The sequence below is a fragment of the Xenorhabdus koppenhoeferi genome (genome assembly GCF_900116635.1).
GTDB classification, from domain to species: Bacteria; Pseudomonadota; Gammaproteobacteria; order Enterobacterales; family Enterobacteriaceae; genus Xenorhabdus; species Xenorhabdus koppenhoeferi.
The window spans coordinates 81238-96676 of record NZ_FPBJ01000001.1; the positions used below are offsets into that span (position 1 = coordinate 81238).

Annotated in this window: 16 protein-coding genes and 1 pseudogene; 14 read left to right on the forward strand and 3 right to left on the reverse strand. The window is 41.9% G+C overall.

The window, feature by feature from the left end:
- Positions 1–23: 23 nt before the first annotated feature.
- Positions 24–608 carry a nucleotide exchange factor GrpE gene (grpE, locus tag BM329_RS00375; RefSeq protein WP_092547302.1) on the forward strand — a complete coding sequence of 195 codons (585 nt, stop codon included), beginning with the start codon at positions 24–26 and terminating at the stop codon, positions 606–608.
- 65 nt (positions 609–673) lie between these two features.
- Here the strand turns inward: grpE and ung are convergent, their stop codons facing one another.
- A complete protein-coding gene (gene ung, locus BM329_RS00380) occupies positions 674–1354 on the reverse strand; it encodes a uracil-DNA glycosylase (protein WP_092547304.1) in 681 nt (226 codons plus the stop codon).
- Between the two features lie 317 nt (positions 1355–1671).
- Here ung and BM329_RS00385 point away from each other — a divergent pair, with 317 nt between their 5' ends.
- Entirely contained in the window at positions 1672–2688 is a 1017-nt protein-coding gene (locus BM329_RS00385) for a Tle-like phospholipase domain-containing protein (RefSeq protein ID WP_245758979.1), read from the forward strand.
- Positions 2689–2899: 211 nt separating this feature from the next.
- Here BM329_RS00385 and srmB read toward each other — a convergent pair whose 3' ends face one another.
- Entirely contained in the window at positions 2900–4240 is a 1341-nt protein-coding gene (gene srmB, locus BM329_RS00390) for an ATP-dependent RNA helicase SrmB (protein WP_092547306.1), read from the reverse strand.
- A gap of 141 nt (positions 4241–4381) precedes the next feature.
- Here srmB and trmN point away from each other — a divergent pair, with 141 nt between their 5' ends.
- From trmN to acpS, 12 genes are all read left to right on the forward strand, one after another.
- Positions 4382–5149 (forward strand): tRNA(1)(Val) (adenine(37)-N(6))-methyltransferase TrmN, encoded by a 768-nt coding sequence (gene trmN / locus BM329_RS00395; protein WP_092547308.1) that lies wholly within the window; start codon positions 4382–4384, stop codon positions 5147–5149.
- Positions 5150–5526: 377 nt separating this feature from the next.
- Positions 5527–6102, forward strand: coding sequence for an RNA polymerase sigma factor RpoE (rpoE, locus tag BM329_RS00400; protein WP_092547311.1), 576 nt, complete (start codon positions 5527–5529; stop codon positions 6100–6102).
- Positions 6103–6135: 33 nt separating this feature from the next.
- On the forward strand, positions 6136–6771 hold the full coding sequence (rseA, locus tag BM329_RS00405) for an anti-sigma-E factor RseA (RefSeq protein WP_092547313.1): 636 nt from the start codon (positions 6136–6138) through the stop codon (positions 6769–6771).
- Entirely contained in the window at positions 6771–7730 is a 960-nt protein-coding gene (gene rseB / locus BM329_RS00410; protein ID WP_092547315.1) for a sigma-E factor regulatory protein RseB, read from the forward strand. The genes rseA and rseB overlap by 1 nt, the downstream gene beginning before the upstream one ends.
- A complete protein-coding gene (gene rseC, locus BM329_RS00415; RefSeq protein WP_092547316.1) occupies positions 7730–8188 on the forward strand; it encodes a SoxR-reducing system protein RseC in 459 nt (152 codons plus the stop codon). Before rseB ends, rseC begins: the two co-directional genes overlap by 1 nt.
- Positions 8189–8406: 218 nt before the next feature.
- The gene (gene lepA / locus BM329_RS00420) at positions 8407–10203 is read left to right on the forward strand and encodes a translation elongation factor 4 (protein WP_092547318.1); all 1797 of its coding nucleotides are present in this window, start codon (positions 8407–8409) and stop codon (positions 10201–10203) included.
- A gap of 20 nt (positions 10204–10223) precedes the next feature.
- Positions 10224–11201 carry a signal peptidase I gene (gene lepB / locus BM329_RS00425; RefSeq protein WP_092547320.1) on the forward strand — a complete coding sequence of 326 codons (978 nt, stop codon included), beginning with the start codon at positions 10224–10226 and terminating at the stop codon, positions 11199–11201.
- Positions 11202–11417: 216 nt separating this feature from the next.
- Positions 11418–12098, forward strand: a complete 681-nt coding sequence (rnc, locus tag BM329_RS00430; protein WP_092547322.1) for a ribonuclease III — start codon at positions 11418–11420, stop codon at positions 12096–12098.
- Positions 12095–13000 (forward strand): GTPase Era, encoded by a 906-nt coding sequence (gene era / locus BM329_RS00435; RefSeq protein WP_092547324.1) that lies wholly within the window; start codon positions 12095–12097, stop codon positions 12998–13000. Before rnc ends, era begins: the two co-directional genes overlap by 4 nt.
- A 9-nt stretch (positions 13001–13009) precedes the next feature.
- Positions 13010–13747 carry a DNA repair protein RecO gene (gene recO / locus BM329_RS00440; RefSeq protein ID WP_092547326.1) on the forward strand — a complete coding sequence of 246 codons (738 nt, stop codon included), beginning with the start codon at positions 13010–13012 and terminating at the stop codon, positions 13745–13747.
- A gap of 68 nt (positions 13748–13815) precedes the next feature.
- Entirely contained in the window at positions 13816–14547 is a 732-nt protein-coding gene (gene pdxJ / locus BM329_RS00445; RefSeq protein WP_092547328.1) for a pyridoxine 5'-phosphate synthase, read from the forward strand.
- Positions 14547–14927 carry a holo-ACP synthase gene (gene acpS, locus BM329_RS00450; protein WP_092547330.1) on the forward strand — a complete coding sequence of 127 codons (381 nt, stop codon included), beginning with the start codon at positions 14547–14549 and terminating at the stop codon, positions 14925–14927. The genes pdxJ and acpS overlap by 1 nt, the downstream gene beginning before the upstream one ends.
- A gap of 360 nt (positions 14928–15287) precedes the next feature.
- Here the strand turns inward: acpS and BM329_RS14275 are convergent.
- A pseudogene (locus tag BM329_RS14275) lies at positions 15288–15392 on the reverse strand (tRNA-(ms[2]io[6]A)-hydroxylase); the annotation flags it as partial.
- Positions 15393–15439 lie beyond the last annotated feature (47 nt).

Sequence of the window (15439 nt, forward strand, 5' to 3'; positions counted from 1 at the left end):
ATACAAAATACGCGGAGATATTCATGAGTAGTAAAGACCAAAAAGTACCTGACGAGCAAGTCCCAGAAAATACAGCAGATGTATTAGAGCAACAAATGGATGCAGAAGAAAAGGCAGACGCGGCAGAGACTGAAAATGTTGTCGATCCGCGTGTTGCTGAGCTAGAAGAACAACTGAAACAGGCTCAAACTAACGAACGTGATGCTATATTGCGTGCCCGTGCTGAAATAGAAAATATTCGTCGTCGTACTGAGCAGGATGTAGAAAAGGCCCATAAATTTGCATTGGAAAAATTTGCCAATGAACTCTTGCCTGTTATCGATAATTTGGAACGGGCATTAGAGGCGGCAGATCGTACTAATGAATCCCTGCAACCGATGATTGAAGGTATTGAATTAACCCTGAAATCCTTTATCGATGCAGTAGGTAAATTTGGCATTGAAGTTGTGGATGACACTAGCGTGCCTTTCAATCCTGAGGTTCACCAAGCAGTGACTATGATGGAGTCTGAACAGCATGAACCTAATCATGTTATGTTGGTAATGCAGAAAGGTTATACCTTGAATGGCCGTTTATTACGTCCTGCAATGGTTGCTGTTTCTAAATAAAATTACGGATTTCGTGATTGTAATGCCGCCGTTCAGAGGGCGGCATTTTTGTGGTCAGTGATTGGTTACTGAGGTAATTGAGGTGTCCAATCTATTGATGATAATCCTTGCTTTTCCAGCAGGGTATTAGCTTGAGAAAAATGCTTGCAGCCTAAAAAACCTCGATGAGCTGATAAAGGTGACGGATGAGGTGCTTTCAACACATGATGGCGTTGGATATCAATAAAACGGCCTTTTTTCTGAGCGTGAGAACCCCAAAGCAGGAAAATAACCCCACTGCGATGTTCATTAATTGATGCAATGACCTTATCAGTGAAGGTTTCCCATCCCAAATTAGCGTGGGAATGAGCGTTGCCTCGTTCAACGGTTAACACGGTATTGAGTAATAATACTCCCTGCTTTGCCCAACTAATCAAACAACCGTGATTGGGACGGGTAAATCCAGTAATATCCGACTCCAATTCTTTATACATATTGACCAGAGAAGGTGGGGCAGGAATGCCCGGTTGTACAGAGAATGCCAGCCCATGAGCTTGGTTTGGGCCGTGGTAAGGATCTTGTCCCAAAATCACTACTTTTACATCGGCTAATTCGGTATAGCGGAATGCGTTAAAAACATCCGGTTGTGGCGGATAAATGGTTTTGCCAGCATTACGTTCATTAGCAACATAAGCCAATGTATCAACAAAATATGGCTGCTTCTTTTCATTGCCGATGACATCGTGCCATGTGAGAGGTACAGACATAGCCAATCCCTTTCTAGATGATTATCAGATGGACTTAAGCTTACCGATTCCAAGTGAATAGGGGAACCCTCTGATCTTAATCCAAGTTTAGTTTATAGGATGAAAAATTGATTTTATAAATTATTTTTAAAATTTATAACAGGAAGTCAAGAATGATGGTTGATGAAATAACAGATTGACTAAACCCTTTTATTACTTATGGATATTAATTTTGTTAATTAATAATTAAATTCGTGTTAATAGTGTTAATGGTTTTGCCGATAGATAATTTGGGGTTTTTAGTTATGTCTAACCTGAATAATCTGTAGGAGAATTTTATGACTTTATCAATAAATACCAATATTTTTAGTGAATTAGGGATGTATTCGTTACAAGGAAATTCTCTACAATCTCAAGCTAGCTCTCAAGTTTCACCACAGTCAGATAAAGTTGACAGTATTACCGCTTCAAACATTTCCCTTTCAGAAAGTACTAAGCAAGCCAATGCGGTTTACCAATCATTGATCAATGATCTTAATGTCAGTGAAATGGTCTCTCCCGGATTGAATGCCAATGATATTGCAGGAAAACAATCTAAGCGAATCGACTACGAGCTAACATTGGTTACCCGCGATGTTTATCGGGAGCAAAGTTTAGGAATTCCAAGTTATGAGCGGGTGTCTGATGATGAGCTATCAAAGGCAGGTATTGATCCTGATACATTGAATGATTATTCAACAGGATTTCAAGCTGGAGTGTATAAATATAACGGGTTATATATTGTTTCTTTCACTGGCTCGAATGAATTGCAGGATTTTATGGTAAGCATTCGTCAGAGCCTTGGTTACAATACAAAACAATATAACCAAGCTGTGGAATTGGCGCATAAAGCGTTAAAGATATTTGGTGAAAATATCATTTTTACTGGTCACTCATTGGGGGGAGGTTTGGCGACTGTAGCTGCATTCACAACAGGGAAACCCGCCGTTATTTATAATTCCGTTGGTATCTCAGATGCTACATTAGAACGTATGGGTATATCACCTCAAGTCGCCCATGAAATGGCGGATAGTGGTTTGGTTCGTCACTATTCCGTCCAGCACGATTGGCTGGGGAACCTGCAAAAAAAATTGCCTATCCCTCAACCTATGGGAAATACAATAGATCTTGAATATGAGTATGAATGGAGCAGTATTTGGGATTTTTTGCCACATCGATATGGATTGCACTCATTTAAAGCTCATTTTCTGGAAGCTGTTCTGGAGTTAATGACGGAGCAACAGCCTTGGCTGAATAATCGTGAAACAATGCTGGTGTCAACTGATACGATGAATGGGGGCATGTTTCCTTTGTGAAACTCCTCTTTGTAAGCATTAGTAATGGATATGGATGACTCTGCTGTTAGAGAGGAACTTACGGAAACCTATCAGCAAATTACATCGAAAAGGAGTGAACAGTACCAGATAGCACGGTGTCTGGAGTGAAGTGATTATCGAGTGAGAAATGATGAATGAAGCGAAGTCATTTAATGGCTTCGCCTCTATTTTTCTGATTAAATTCTGATAATTAATTGTTGTCGGATTCAGTGATTTCCGGTTTAGGGTTATCAGAAGGTGTTCGGCGTTTACCGATATTTTTGCTATCGCGATGACGTACTTTCACCCGTTTTGTCTTCGTTTCTTCTATTTTTCTCTTCTCTTTACGCTTTTCCAATACTTTCTTGGAAGGTTTATAGCTCTTTTTCTCACTTGGTGCTTTCGTTTGTGGACGGAGTTCATCAACAATCCGAATTTTTAGAGGCTCGTTGAGATAGCGGCTAATTTTACCCAGCAGAGGATGATCGTGGGATTCAACCAGAGCAATAGCTGTTCCTTTGCGACCTGCTCGGGCAGTGCGACCAATCCGATGCAGGTAAACATCGGCAGTACGAGGTAAATCGAAGTTGAAGACGTGGCTGACGTTTTCAATATCCAACCCACGGGAAGCAACATCTGTCGCAACCAGAACTTTAACTTTACCTTCATTAAGGCGTTTCACGGCATCTGTACGCTTGGCCTGAGCCATTTCTCCTTCAAGGAAACCTGCTCGGATTCCAGCTTGGCTCAACCAATCAACAACTTCACGTACGCGCTCACGCTTACGTACGAAAACAATGGATTTTGTCACGTCAGGTTGCTGAAGAAGGTTACACAGCAAGGCTGTTTTATGTTCTAACGTATCGGCACGATAATAAAACTGCTGAATTTTTTTACGTTCACGGCGAGAAGGTTCAGCATCGATCTCAACAGGATCGGTTAACAAACGCTGGGCAAAATCACGAATGGATTCGCCTTCCAGCGTTGCGGAAAATAACAGTGTTTGTTTGCGCCAACGAGTTTCACCTGCAATGGTTTCGACATCATTAGCGAATCCCATATCCAACATGCGGTCAGCTTCATCAAGGATCAACGTTTCCACTGCACGGCAGTCGAAATTTTCTTCTTTAATGTATTGCAGCAAACGCCCGGTCGTTGCGACAACAATATCCTGATTCTCACTGAATACTTCTGCGTGATTCATGTAGGCAACACCACCGGTAATAGTGGTGATATCCAGATGGGTGTGGGCCGCTAACGCTTTTGCTTGTTCTGCAACCTGCATTGCCAGCTCACGAGTAGGCGTTAAAATCAGGATGCGCGGAGGCCCCGATTTTTTACGAGGAAAGTCTAGCAGGTGTTGTAGCACTGGCAATAGGTAAGCAGCCGTCTTGCCTGTACCGGTCGGCGCTGAACCAAGTACATCGCGCCCATCCATAGCAGCAGGAATTGCTGCTGCCTGAATTGCTGTCGGGCGTTCGTAGCCTTTGTCATTCAATGCATCAAGCAGGGATTCATCAAGTTCGAATTCGGAAAAGTTTGTAGCAGTCATCATATACCTCTGTTTGGGCCGCCGATTATAAACAGGTTGGGAACATTCTTCATCCTATAAAAGCATCCAATGAGCAGGTTGCTTTTATCCGCGGGCCATAAGATTTATGCTATGACAAATTTTATCTCAGCGATATGACTCATGGCATCAATACATAAACCCACTTTTCGCCACGGTGGCTTTACATTTAAACAGTTTTTTGTTGGACATGATAAATGTGCGATGAAAGTCGGGACGGATGGTGTGCTATTGGGAGCCTGTGCACCAGTATATAACAGGAAGCGATGTCTGGATATTGGATGTGGTAGTGGCCTGATTTCCTTGATGATTGCTCAACGTACAAAGGAGAATACGGTTATTGATGCAGTCGAACTGGATGCTCTTGCAGCAATGCAGGCGGCTGACAATGTGCAACAATCGCCATGGCCCTCCCGAATTAAGGTACACCAGCAGGATATTAATGACTTTGCGCAGCAGAATGTGCAACAAAATGAATTACGGAAAAGCAGTACTCAGTATGATTTAATTGTCAGTAATCCGCCGTATTTTGAGCCTGCCATCGCATGCCGGAATGAAGCACGCAATCAGGCCCGTTATACGGAATCATTGACTCATCAGGGGCTATTGGCATGTGTGCGAAAGTTGATCACATCAACAGGGTTATTTTGTGTTGTGTTACCTTATGACATTGGTGAATGTTTTGAAAAAATGGCGTCAGAACTAGGATGGTTTACCCATCATCGTGTCAATATTCGTGACAGACAGAATAAACCGTTGCACCGTCTGTTATTGGGATTATCCCTACAACAGCAGGAAACCGAATTATCTGAGTTAACGATTCGTGCCCTGGATGGTACATATTCAGATGAGTTTCGTCAGATAATAACAGATTTTTATCTTTATTATTGATAACGTTAGCACTATTGAGTCAATAAAATTAATTTCCCTGCGCAGTTAGTAATAAATAGAACAGTGCTTTCTTTTTTCTTGGATTAAAATCTCGTGTCCTATGAAATAGAGGCTATGATTTGTATTATATTCACTCGATAAATTTTTAATTTCTGCGTAGTGATACATGAATGCCATAAATATAAATAATTTTTAATATCAATTTGATATAGCATCTTTGATGCGAAATGACAGGTGGATGTAATATAAAATTATAGTCAAAATTGAACTTCACAGTAAATTGATACTCAAAGTCATGCTTGTTCGAGAAAGCAAGACATCATTTCAGTTTAAATTAGTATGAATGTAGAGTTTTATCTCAGGAGAGTGAACCTCGGATGAGCGAGCAGTTAACGGACCAAATGCTGGTCAAGCAGGTCCAGAAAGGCGACCAAAAGGCATTTAATTTGCTGGTAATAAGATATCAGCATAAAGTGGCGAGCTTGATTGCTCGTTATGTACCTCAAAGCGATGTTCCTGATGTTGCCCAAGAGGTTTTCATTAAGACTTATCGTGCGCTCTCTTCTTTCCGAGGTGATAGTGCTTTTTATACTTGGTTGTATCGTATCGCCGTTAATACTGCGAAAAATTATTTAGTCGCTCAGGGACGCCGACCGCCATCCAACGATTTGGATGCTAATGATGTGGAAATTTATGATTCATCAAGTTCATTAAAAGAAATTTCGAACCCTGAGAACTTAATGTTGTCTGAGGAATTGAAGGAAGTGGTTTTCCGAACAATTGAATCGCTTCCGGAAGATTTGAGGGTAGCAATTACACTCAGGGAGTTGGATGGGTTGAGCTATGAAGAGATAGCCGACATCATGGAATGTCCTGTAGGTACGGTGCGTTCAAGAATTTTCCGGGCAAGGGAAGCCATTGATAATAAAGTTCAACCGCTAATCCAGCAGTAGTGGGACAAAACAATTATTTAAGGGTACTTTGGCATGCAAAGAGAGAAACTTTCCGCATTAATGGATGGAGAAGCTCTTGATAGTGAAGTAGTTCATTTGGTTTCTGAAGATGCAACCATGCAGAAACAGTGGGAAAGATATCATCTTGTCCGTGATGTTATGCGTGGTGATGTAGGAGAAGTGCTACATTTGGACATCGCGAGTCAAGTGGCACAGGCAATTGAGGACGAGCCTGTTCATATTAAGCCAGAGGTTGTTTTAGAACCTCAGCCAAAACCTGAAATATGGGAAAAGATGCCGTTCTGGGGGAAAATTCGGCCATGGGCGAGTCAGATTACACAAGTCGGCATGGCTGCATGCGTATCTCTGGCCGTAATTATTGGTGTCCAACAATATAATGGCGGGAATAGTGTTGATGTAGAGACTCAATCTGATGTCCCGGCTTTCAATACATTGCCTGTTATAGGATCAGCCTCACCTGTTGGTTTAGCAGCCCCAGTCGATGACGAAGCCTTCGGCGGGGATTTTGGTATGCAAGTTCGTGAAAGTAATAAACGAATTGATGCGATGTTACAGCAGTATGAGCTTGAGCGACGTATTCACTCTGAAAAAAATCATAAAGCTACTCAGATCAATCAGCCTCTTGGAGTGCAGGCACAACAACAGTAATGAAACGTATTTGGTTTTTCATTTTCTTATTGGTGGGTGGTCTGTTAAACCCTTTCAAAGCTTCGGCACAGCAAAGCAGCGTCGAAGCTTTGCTGCAAGATATGAACAGCGCTGTACAAACGCTTAATTATGAGCTTGGTTTCATTAACTTAGCGCAGCAATTCCTCATTCCTCTACGTTACCGCCATGCCATTATTGATGGTCAACCGATTGCTCAAATTATACAAATGGATGGTTCACGCCGAGAAATTATTCAGCGCGGTGATCAGATCAGTTATTATGAGCCAGGTTTAGATTCATTCAGTTTACATGGCAATCATATTGTGGATTATTTTCCACCGATCATTTTTGCAGATTTTACTCAATTGCAGGAATTCTATCGCTTTATTTATGTAGGGAGCACCCATGTTGGTGATCATCCAACGAGCTTTGTACGTATCATATCGAAGGATGAATCCCGCTATAACTATAACCTTTTGATCGATGAGAAAACCCATCTCCCACTGCTGATTGAATTATTGGACAGAGATAATATTACAGTAATTGAGCAATCCCGAATCGTAACATTAATTGTTGGTGATTATGTTAAGAAAGAGCTACGAGCTATTACTGATTTAAAATTACCACCTATGCTGCTAATTCCTCCTTCTGAAAAATTGAAGTTTAATTGGCAGGTTGGCACGATGCCTGAAGGTTTTCAAGAAATCTCCCGTAACAGTCGTAAGTTGTCAGAAACGGAATGGTTAGAATCCATCATGTACAGCGATGGTCTATTTAACTTTTCTGTAAATGTCGTGAATTCAGGCAAAAAGTCTGTTGATAAACAACCATTTCGACAAGGCCGACGAACGGTTTATACTTTAGCCAGAAGTAAAAATAGTATCACTGTCATTGGTGAGCTGCCTTTCGCAACAGCCAAGCGAATTGCGGCAAGCGTGATGTTTACAGGAGAGAAATGATGGTTAAGGAATGGGCAACGGTTGTCCGCTGGCAAAAAGGCCGCGCGTTACTGCGCTATGGCTCATCTTCAGGTTGTAGTAGCTGTCGGGCTAAAGCTACCTGTGGTTCTTATTTGCTGGAGAAAATAGGACCCGAAAGCATCCATCAGTTGGAATTGGAAATTTCCCAGCCTCTTCAGCCAGGTCAAAAAGTTGAAGTGGGTATTCCTGAGAGCAGTTTGTTACGTTCAGCAATGTTGGTTTATTTAACACCATTGTTGGGATTATTTTTGGGAAGTGCCCTCTTCCAATTTTGGACATCTGACCAATTATGGGTATGTTTAAGCGGAATTGGCGGCGGGTTTGCTGGTTTCTTAATAGCCCGCAAAATTGCTGTATACTGGGATGCCTTACAGGCTTATCAACCAGTTGTGTTACAAATTGGTTTACCTCCTGATACGATTAAGGTTCTGCAGTAAGAATAATCTGTTTTACCATACGTGCTTCAATGTTATTTTTCATACTGAAAACTATCGAGTCGCACCTAAAACCACAGGCATGACTAGGTTTTTATAGGCTTGGCATGTAGAATACGACCCCTCAGGCCAGTGGCCGAACTAATAAACTGTCGCTTTATGTCCATCAGTGTGTCCATAGGCGAATGATTCAGAAATATTAAGGCAAAAAAGATTTAATAATGAAGCAAATACGAAATTTCTCCATTATCGCCCACATTGACCACGGTAAGTCCACACTATCTGACCGAATTATTCAAATTTGTGGGGGACTGTCAGATCGCGAAATGGCGGCGCAGGTACTGGATTCAATGGATCTTGAGCGTGAACGTGGTATCACTATCAAGGCACAAAGTGTGACTCTTGATTACAAGTCGTATGACGGGCAAATCTATCAATTAAACTTTATCGATACCCCGGGGCATGTTGACTTCTCTTATGAAGTTTCCCGCTCATTGGCTGCTTGTGAAGGTGCTTTGTTAGTTGTTGATGCAGGTCAGGGTGTTGAAGCACAGACATTGGCTAACTGCTATACCGCCATCGAAATGGATCTGGAAGTCGTTCCAGTTCTGAACAAAATAGACCTTCCTGCTGCTGAACCAGAACGTGTCGCAGAAGAAATTGAAGACATTGTTGGCATTGATGCAACAGACGCTGTTCGTTGTTCAGCAAAAACTGGTGTAGGTGTACAGGATGTCATTGAGCGTCTGGTGAAAGAGATCCCGCCACCGAAAGGTGATCCTAATGCACCATTACAGGCTTTGATTATTGACTCATGGTTTGACAATTACCTCGGCGTTGTTTCACTTGTCCGTATTAAAAACGGTACATTGCGTAAGGGTGATAAAGTCAAAGTAATGAGCACAGGGCAGGTATATAACGCTGACCGTCTGGGTATTTTCACACCTAAGCGTATCGATCGTAATGTGCTGAATTGCGGTGAAGTGGGTTGGTTGGTTTGTGCTATCAAAGATATTTTGGGAGCCCCAGTAGGGGATACCCTGACAACTGCGCGTCAACCAGCAGAAAGAGCACTACCGGGTTTTAAAAAGGTTAAACCACAGGTCTATGCGGGTCTGTTCCCGATCAGTTCTGATGACTATGAAGCATTCCGCGATGCGTTGGGTAAATTGAGCCTAAATGATGCTTCATTATTCTATGAACCAGAAAGTTCTACTGCATTGGGTTTTGGTTTCCGTTGTGGTTTCCTTGGCTTACTGCATATGGAAATTATTCAGGAACGTCTGGAGCGTGAGTATGATCTCGATTTAATTACAACGGCACCCACAGTTGTTTATGAAGTTGAGACAACCGATGGGGATATTATTTACGTCGATAGTCCATCTAAGCTACCGGCATTAAATAATATTCAGGAATTGCGTGAACCTATTGCGGAATGTCATATGTTGTTGCCTAAGGAATATCTTGGTAATGTTATTACACTCTGCGTGGAAAAACGTGGCGTACAGACTAATATGATTTATCACGGTAATCAGGTTGCACTGACTTATGAAATTCCGATGGCTGAGGTTGTTTTAGATTTCTTTGATCGCTTGAAATCAACCTCTCGTGGTTATGCGTCTCTGGATTATAATTTTACCCGCTTCCAAAATTCAGACATGGTACGTGTGGATGTTTTGATTAATAGTGAACGTGTGGATGCATTGGCATTGATTACTCATCGTGAGAATTCACAATATCGTGGGCGTGAGCTGGTGGAAAAAATGAAAGAATTGATCCCACGTCAGCAATTCGATATTGCAATTCAGGCAGCCATAGGAACTCACATTATTGCTCGTTCTACTATAAAACAGTTACGTAAAAACGTACTGGCAAAATGTTATGGTGGTGATGTCAGCCGTAAGAAAAAGCTATTGCAGAAGCAGAAAGAAGGTAAAAAACGCATGAAGCAGGTAGGAAATGTTGAACTACCTCAGGAAGCTTTCTTAGCAATTCTGCATGTTGGAAAAGATAACTAACAAGGTTGTAAGGAGTTTAAATGGCTAACACTTTTGCCTTGATCTTAACGTTAGCAACGTTAATCACCGGTATTATTTGGTGTGTAGATCGGTTCAAACTCGCTCCTGAACGCAAGAAAAAACTTGCTCAAATTCAGGAACAGGTAACAGGCGCAGAAGCTCAAGAAGCTGTGGCTAAAGAAATTAACAAACCTTCATCGGCATGGGTTGATACACTTGCATCTGTTTTCCCGGTGTTAGCCATTGTCTTGGTCTTACGTTCTTTTATTTATGAACCTTTTCAGATCCCTTCCGGCTCAATGATGCCAACATTGTTGATTGGGGATTTCATTCTGGTAGAAAAATTTGCCTATGGCTTGAAAGACCCGATTACGCAAACCACTTTAATTAAAACAGGTGAGCCTAAGCGCGGTGATATTGCTGTTTTCAAATATCCGCTTGATACAAGCCTGGATTTTGTAAAACGGGTTATTGGCTTGCCCGGGGATAAGATTATTTATGATTATGCCCAAAAAGAGCTTCAGGTTTTCCCTGGCTGTGGTTGGAACACAGAATGTAAAGGCGCTTTACCCGTCGTCTATCGGGATATATTCCCAAGTGAATGGTCCATTAAAGAAGATATAACACCAGAGGGAATTCGTTTAAAAGGTGTTTACCAAGTTCCTCTCGATGAACTATTGGGACCATATACTATTCGTCAAGGCGAGCGGATAGAAAATTTAGGTAATGTGTCACATCATATTTTGACCATACCTCCGTTTATATCTACACCACATTTCCGCCAAGAAGGCTTGCCGCTTGGTACCTGGGTTGTTCCTGAAGGCCAATATTTTATGATGGGTGATAATCGTGATAATAGTGCCGATAGCCGTGAATGGGGATTCGTGCCGGAGAAAAATCTGGTAGGCCGCGCCACTGCTATCTGGATGAGTTTTGAAAAGCAGGAAGGTGAGTGGCCTACTGGTGTTCGTTTGGAGCGAATTGGTGGAATTCACTAATATTTATATATTAGCGAAGCATTAATTTATCTCACAATGTAGAATATTCTTTCAAACGAGATGACTGGCTCCCTAATGATGATATTTTAGGGAGCTAGTGCAAACGCAACAGTTTTGTAAGGCATATAATCTAGGATAGTTTCACAATCTAAGATTAGCTTCACAGGTCTGTTGCGTGTGCTTTTATTTGATAAATTCTAACTGAATTGGTAGCACATGAACGCCATACTAACGCACCGGTTACAACATAAGCTCGGGTACACTTTTACACAGCACGATTTATTGCTCCAAGCGTTGACTCACCGCAGCGCTAGCAGTAAACATAACGAACGTCTGGAATTTCTCGGCGACTCTATTCTGAGTTTTGTCATTGCAAATGCGCTTTATCACCGTTTCCCCCGTGTTGATGAAGGGGACATGAGCCGTATGCGTGCAACATTGGTTCGTGGTAATACACTAGCGGAATTGGCCAGAGAATTTGAGTTAGGTGAATGCCTGCGTCTGGGGCCGGGGGAGTTAAAAAGTGGCGGACACAGCCGAGAATCCATTTTAGCGGATAGTGTTGAGGCTTTAATTGGCGCTATCTTCCTTGATAGCAATATTCAGACAATCGAGCAAATTATTTTGAATTGGTATGAAGCTCGTTTGAATGAAATTAGCCCTGGTGATAAGCAAAAAGATCCCAAAACACGTTTACAAGAATATTTGCAAGGGCGTCATTTGCCGTTGCCAACATATTTGGTTGTTCAAGTTCGTGGGGAAGCTCACGATCAGGAATTTACAATTCATTGTCAGGTCAGTGGATTTGAACAACCAGTCAGAGGAGTAGGTTCCAGCCGCCGCAAGGCAGAACAGGCGGCAGCGGAACAAGCATTAAAACAACTGGAGCTTGAATGAGCGAAGAAAAAAACTATTGCGGATTTGTTGCAATAGTCGGGCGCCCTAACGTTGGTAAATCGACTTTATTGAACCAATTATTGGGCCAGAAAGTATCCATTACCTCCCGTAAACCTCAAACGACGCGGCATCGCATCATGGGGATTCATACGGAAGGGGCTTACCAAATTATCTATGTAGATACACCGGGTCTTCATATTGAAGAAAAACGAGCGATTAACCGTTTAATGAACCGTGCGGCGAGCAGCTCTATTGGTGATGTCGAACTGGTTATTTTTGTTGTAGAAGGTACGCACTGGACACCAGATGATGAAATGGTGGTGAATAAGTTGCGTCATTTGCGTTGTCCTGTTTTGCTTGCCATCAATAAAGTGGACAACGTGACAGATAAAACTATTCTTCTGCCACACATTGGTTTTCTTAGTCAGCAGATGAATTTCATTGATGTTGTACCAATCAGCGCAGAAAAAGGCATGAATGTTGATACGATTGCCAAAATCGTGCGTGATTATATACCACAGGCAGAACACCATTTTCCCGAAGACTACGTCACTGATCGCTCACAGCGTTTCATGGCGTCAGAAATTATCCGTGAAAAATTGATGCGTTTTTTGGGTGAAGAACTGCCGTATTCCGTGACTGTGGAAATTGAACAATTTGCTGCCAATGAACGTGGTGGTTATACGATAAACGGTTTGATTCTGGTCGAACGTGATGGCCAGAAGAAAATGGTTATTGGTAATAAAGGCAGTAAAATCAAGACAATTGGTACAGAAGCCCGTCAAGATATGGAAAAGCTGTTTGATACCAAAGTCCATTTGGAATTGTGGGTAAAAGTTAGAGCTGGTTGGGCTGATGATGAACGAGCGCTTCGCAGCCTCGGTTACATTGACGACTTATAAGGCTGATTTGTGGACGGCTGGCAGAGAGCCTTTGTGCTTCATGGACGCCCTTACAGTGAAACCAGTTTGCTGTTGGATTTTTTTACTGAAAACGAGGGTCGGATATGTGTCTTAGCAAAAGGAGCACGCAGCCGTCGTTCCCACCTAAAAGGTTGTTTACAACCTTTTACCCCGTTACTCATCCGTTGGAGCGGACGGGGTGAAGTCAAAACGCTAAGAGATGCAGAGCCTATTTCGCTAGCTCTTCCCTTGACGGGAAGCGTGCTTTACAGTGGATTGTATGTGAATGAACTTTTGTCCAGAGTTCTTGAACAAGGAACAGCGTATCCTGCACTTTTTTTCGATTATCTCCAATGCTTACAAGTGCTCGCGGCGAGTGAATACACGCCAGAGTATGCTTTACGCCGCTTTGAATTAGCTTTACTTACCAATATGGGATACGGTGTTGATTATCTTCACTGCGCAGGCAGTAGTGAGCCTGTAACAGATACCATGACTTATCGTTATCGTGAAGAAAAAGGGTTTATTGCTAGTCTGATTATTGATAACTACAGCTTTACTGGTTATGAACTAAAAGCGTTATCAGTCGGTGAGTTTCCTGACTATGCTACATTGAAATCGGCTAAACGTTTTACCCGCATTGCATTGAAGCCTTATTTGGGGGGAAAACCGTTAAAAAGCCGTGAACTATTTCGTCAATTCGTGCGTAAAAAAACTGATAATCCCAACAAAAAAAACGAAAATTAAAGTAAGTCACTTCTCGGTAATGAAGAATATAAACTTTACTTAATCTTATACTATTGCAGGAGATAAAAATGGCTGAGGTATTGCTAGGTATCAACATTGATCACATTGCGACCTTACGTAATGCCCGTGGGACAAAATATCCCGATCCCGTTCAGGCTGCATTTATAGCAGAACAGGCGGGAGCTGATGGTATAACGATTCACCTGCGCGAAGATCGCCGCCATATAACTGATAGAGATGTTCAATTATTAAAAAAAACGATTCAAACTCGCATGAATCTCGAAATGGCAGTAACCGACGAGATGGTTGGTATTGCGACTCAAATCAAACCTGCTTTTTGTTGCTTGGTTCCTGAAAAACGTCAGGAAGTAACAACAGAAGGAGGATTGGACGTGCTTGGACAAAAAGAGCACATTGCTGAGGCAGTAAAGATCTTATCAGAAGCAGGCATTCTGGTTTCTCTGTTTATTGATGCAGATCCGCAGCAAATTGATGCTGCTGTTGAAGTCGGAGCACCATTTATTGAAATCCATACTGGTGCATATGCCGATGCCGAGGATGAGATACAGCAGGAAAAAGAATTCCGGCGCATTAAAGAAGCGGTAACGTACGCGGCAGGAAAAGGCCTTAAGGTCAATGCAGGTCACGGTTTAACCTATCATAATGTACAGCGTATTGCCGCCTTACCTGAGATTTATGAATTGAATATTGGTCATGCCATCATAGGCCGTGCTGTATTCAGCGGCTTATCTGCGGCTGTAGCTGACATGAAAACGTTGCTGCGGGAAGCACACCGTTAATGGCTATTATTGGATTAGGTACTGATATTGTTGAAATATCCCGTATTGAGGAGATTGTCGGGCGTTCTGGAGAACGTCTGGCAAGACGAATTTTGAGCGATGGGGAATGGTCTCAATATAAACAACATAACCAGTCAATCCGCTTCCTTGCAAAACGGTTTGCTGTCAAGGAAGCGGCAGCTAAAGCGCTTGGTACAGGCATTCGCAATGGTCTGGCCTTTAATCAATTTGAAGTGATTAATGATCAACTGGGAAAACCCACATTAAAACTTCATGGGGAAGCTGGCATATTAGCTAACAAATTGAATGTAAGATCCATGCATGTCACTTTGGCGGATGAGCGTCGTTATGCTTGTGCAACGGTGATATTGGAAAGCTAAAATTGTGATGGCCTGATTAGGGCATTCGGGTTCACATATCACAATTGATGCAGCGCTTGGTAATTAATAGTTCTATTTCAGTCTATTGCAAAAAGATTATTTAAGGTGAGAAAGAAATTCATTCTGTATCCAAAATCCTACTGAGAGAAGTTTTTTGGGTATTGTACCGAGCAATTTATGGATAGTTTTTGCTAAAAATCCTCTGATTAATTTAAGGAAACTCTAGGTGTTTATTATGGTATATACGCAATTAACTTGAAGATGCAGATTTTAAAAGCTGAAAATTATCAGTCAGCCGTGTAGCCAGTTCTTGTGCTTTTTTTGGCAACATTAGACTCACCTTTTATTTATCCATTCCCATTAATAGTAATTAATGGGAATACCGTTATGAAATTTAAAATCATGATCAGGGGATTGAATAAGTTCTGCTTCAATACGGCCGAAATAATTCACTCTTGTAGAAACTGATAAATGGGCGCTAACAGGTTACTATCAAGTTTTAGCGTTACCCC

Excerpts from the sequence above, each read along its gene's own strand:
- era (WP_092547324.1), top strand. The coding sequence starts at position 12,095 with ATGAGCGAAGAAAAAAACTATTGCGGATTTGTTGCAATAGTCGGGCGC.
- pdxJ (WP_092547328.1), top strand. The coding sequence starts at position 13,816 with ATGGCTGAGGTATTGCTAGGTATCAACATTGATCACATTGCGACCTTA.
- lepB (WP_092547320.1), top strand. The coding sequence starts at position 10,224 with ATGGCTAACACTTTTGCCTTGATCTTAACGTTAGCAACGTTAATCACC.
- rseB (WP_092547315.1), top strand. The coding sequence starts at position 6,771 with ATGAAACGTATTTGGTTTTTCATTTTCTTATTGGTGGGTGGTCTGTTA.
- trmN (WP_092547308.1), top strand. The coding sequence starts at position 4,382 with ATGGCATCAATACATAAACCCACTTTTCGCCACGGTGGCTTTACATTT.
- rseA (WP_092547313.1), top strand. The coding sequence starts at position 6,136 with ATGCAAAGAGAGAAACTTTCCGCATTAATGGATGGAGAAGCTCTTGAT.
- BM329_RS00385 (WP_245758979.1), top strand. The coding sequence starts at position 1,672 with ATGACTTTATCAATAAATACCAATATTTTTAGTGAATTAGGGATGTAT.
- rseC (WP_092547316.1), top strand. The coding sequence starts at position 7,730 with ATGGTTAAGGAATGGGCAACGGTTGTCCGCTGGCAAAAAGGCCGCGCG.
- rnc (WP_092547322.1), top strand. The coding sequence starts at position 11,418 with ATGAACGCCATACTAACGCACCGGTTACAACATAAGCTCGGGTACACT.
- grpE (WP_092547302.1), top strand. The coding sequence starts at position 24 with ATGAGTAGTAAAGACCAAAAAGTACCTGACGAGCAAGTCCCAGAAAAT.
- srmB (WP_092547306.1), bottom strand. The coding sequence starts at position 4,240 with ATGACTGCTACAAACTTTTCCGAATTCGAACTTGATGAATCCCTGCTT.
- rpoE (WP_092547311.1), top strand. The coding sequence starts at position 5,527 with ATGAGCGAGCAGTTAACGGACCAAATGCTGGTCAAGCAGGTCCAGAAA.
- acpS (WP_092547330.1), top strand. The coding sequence starts at position 14,547 with ATGGCTATTATTGGATTAGGTACTGATATTGTTGAAATATCCCGTATT.
- lepA (WP_092547318.1), top strand. The coding sequence starts at position 8,407 with ATGAAGCAAATACGAAATTTCTCCATTATCGCCCACATTGACCACGGT.
- ung (WP_092547304.1), bottom strand. The coding sequence starts at position 1,354 with ATGTCTGTACCTCTCACATGGCACGATGTCATCGGCAATGAAAAGAAG.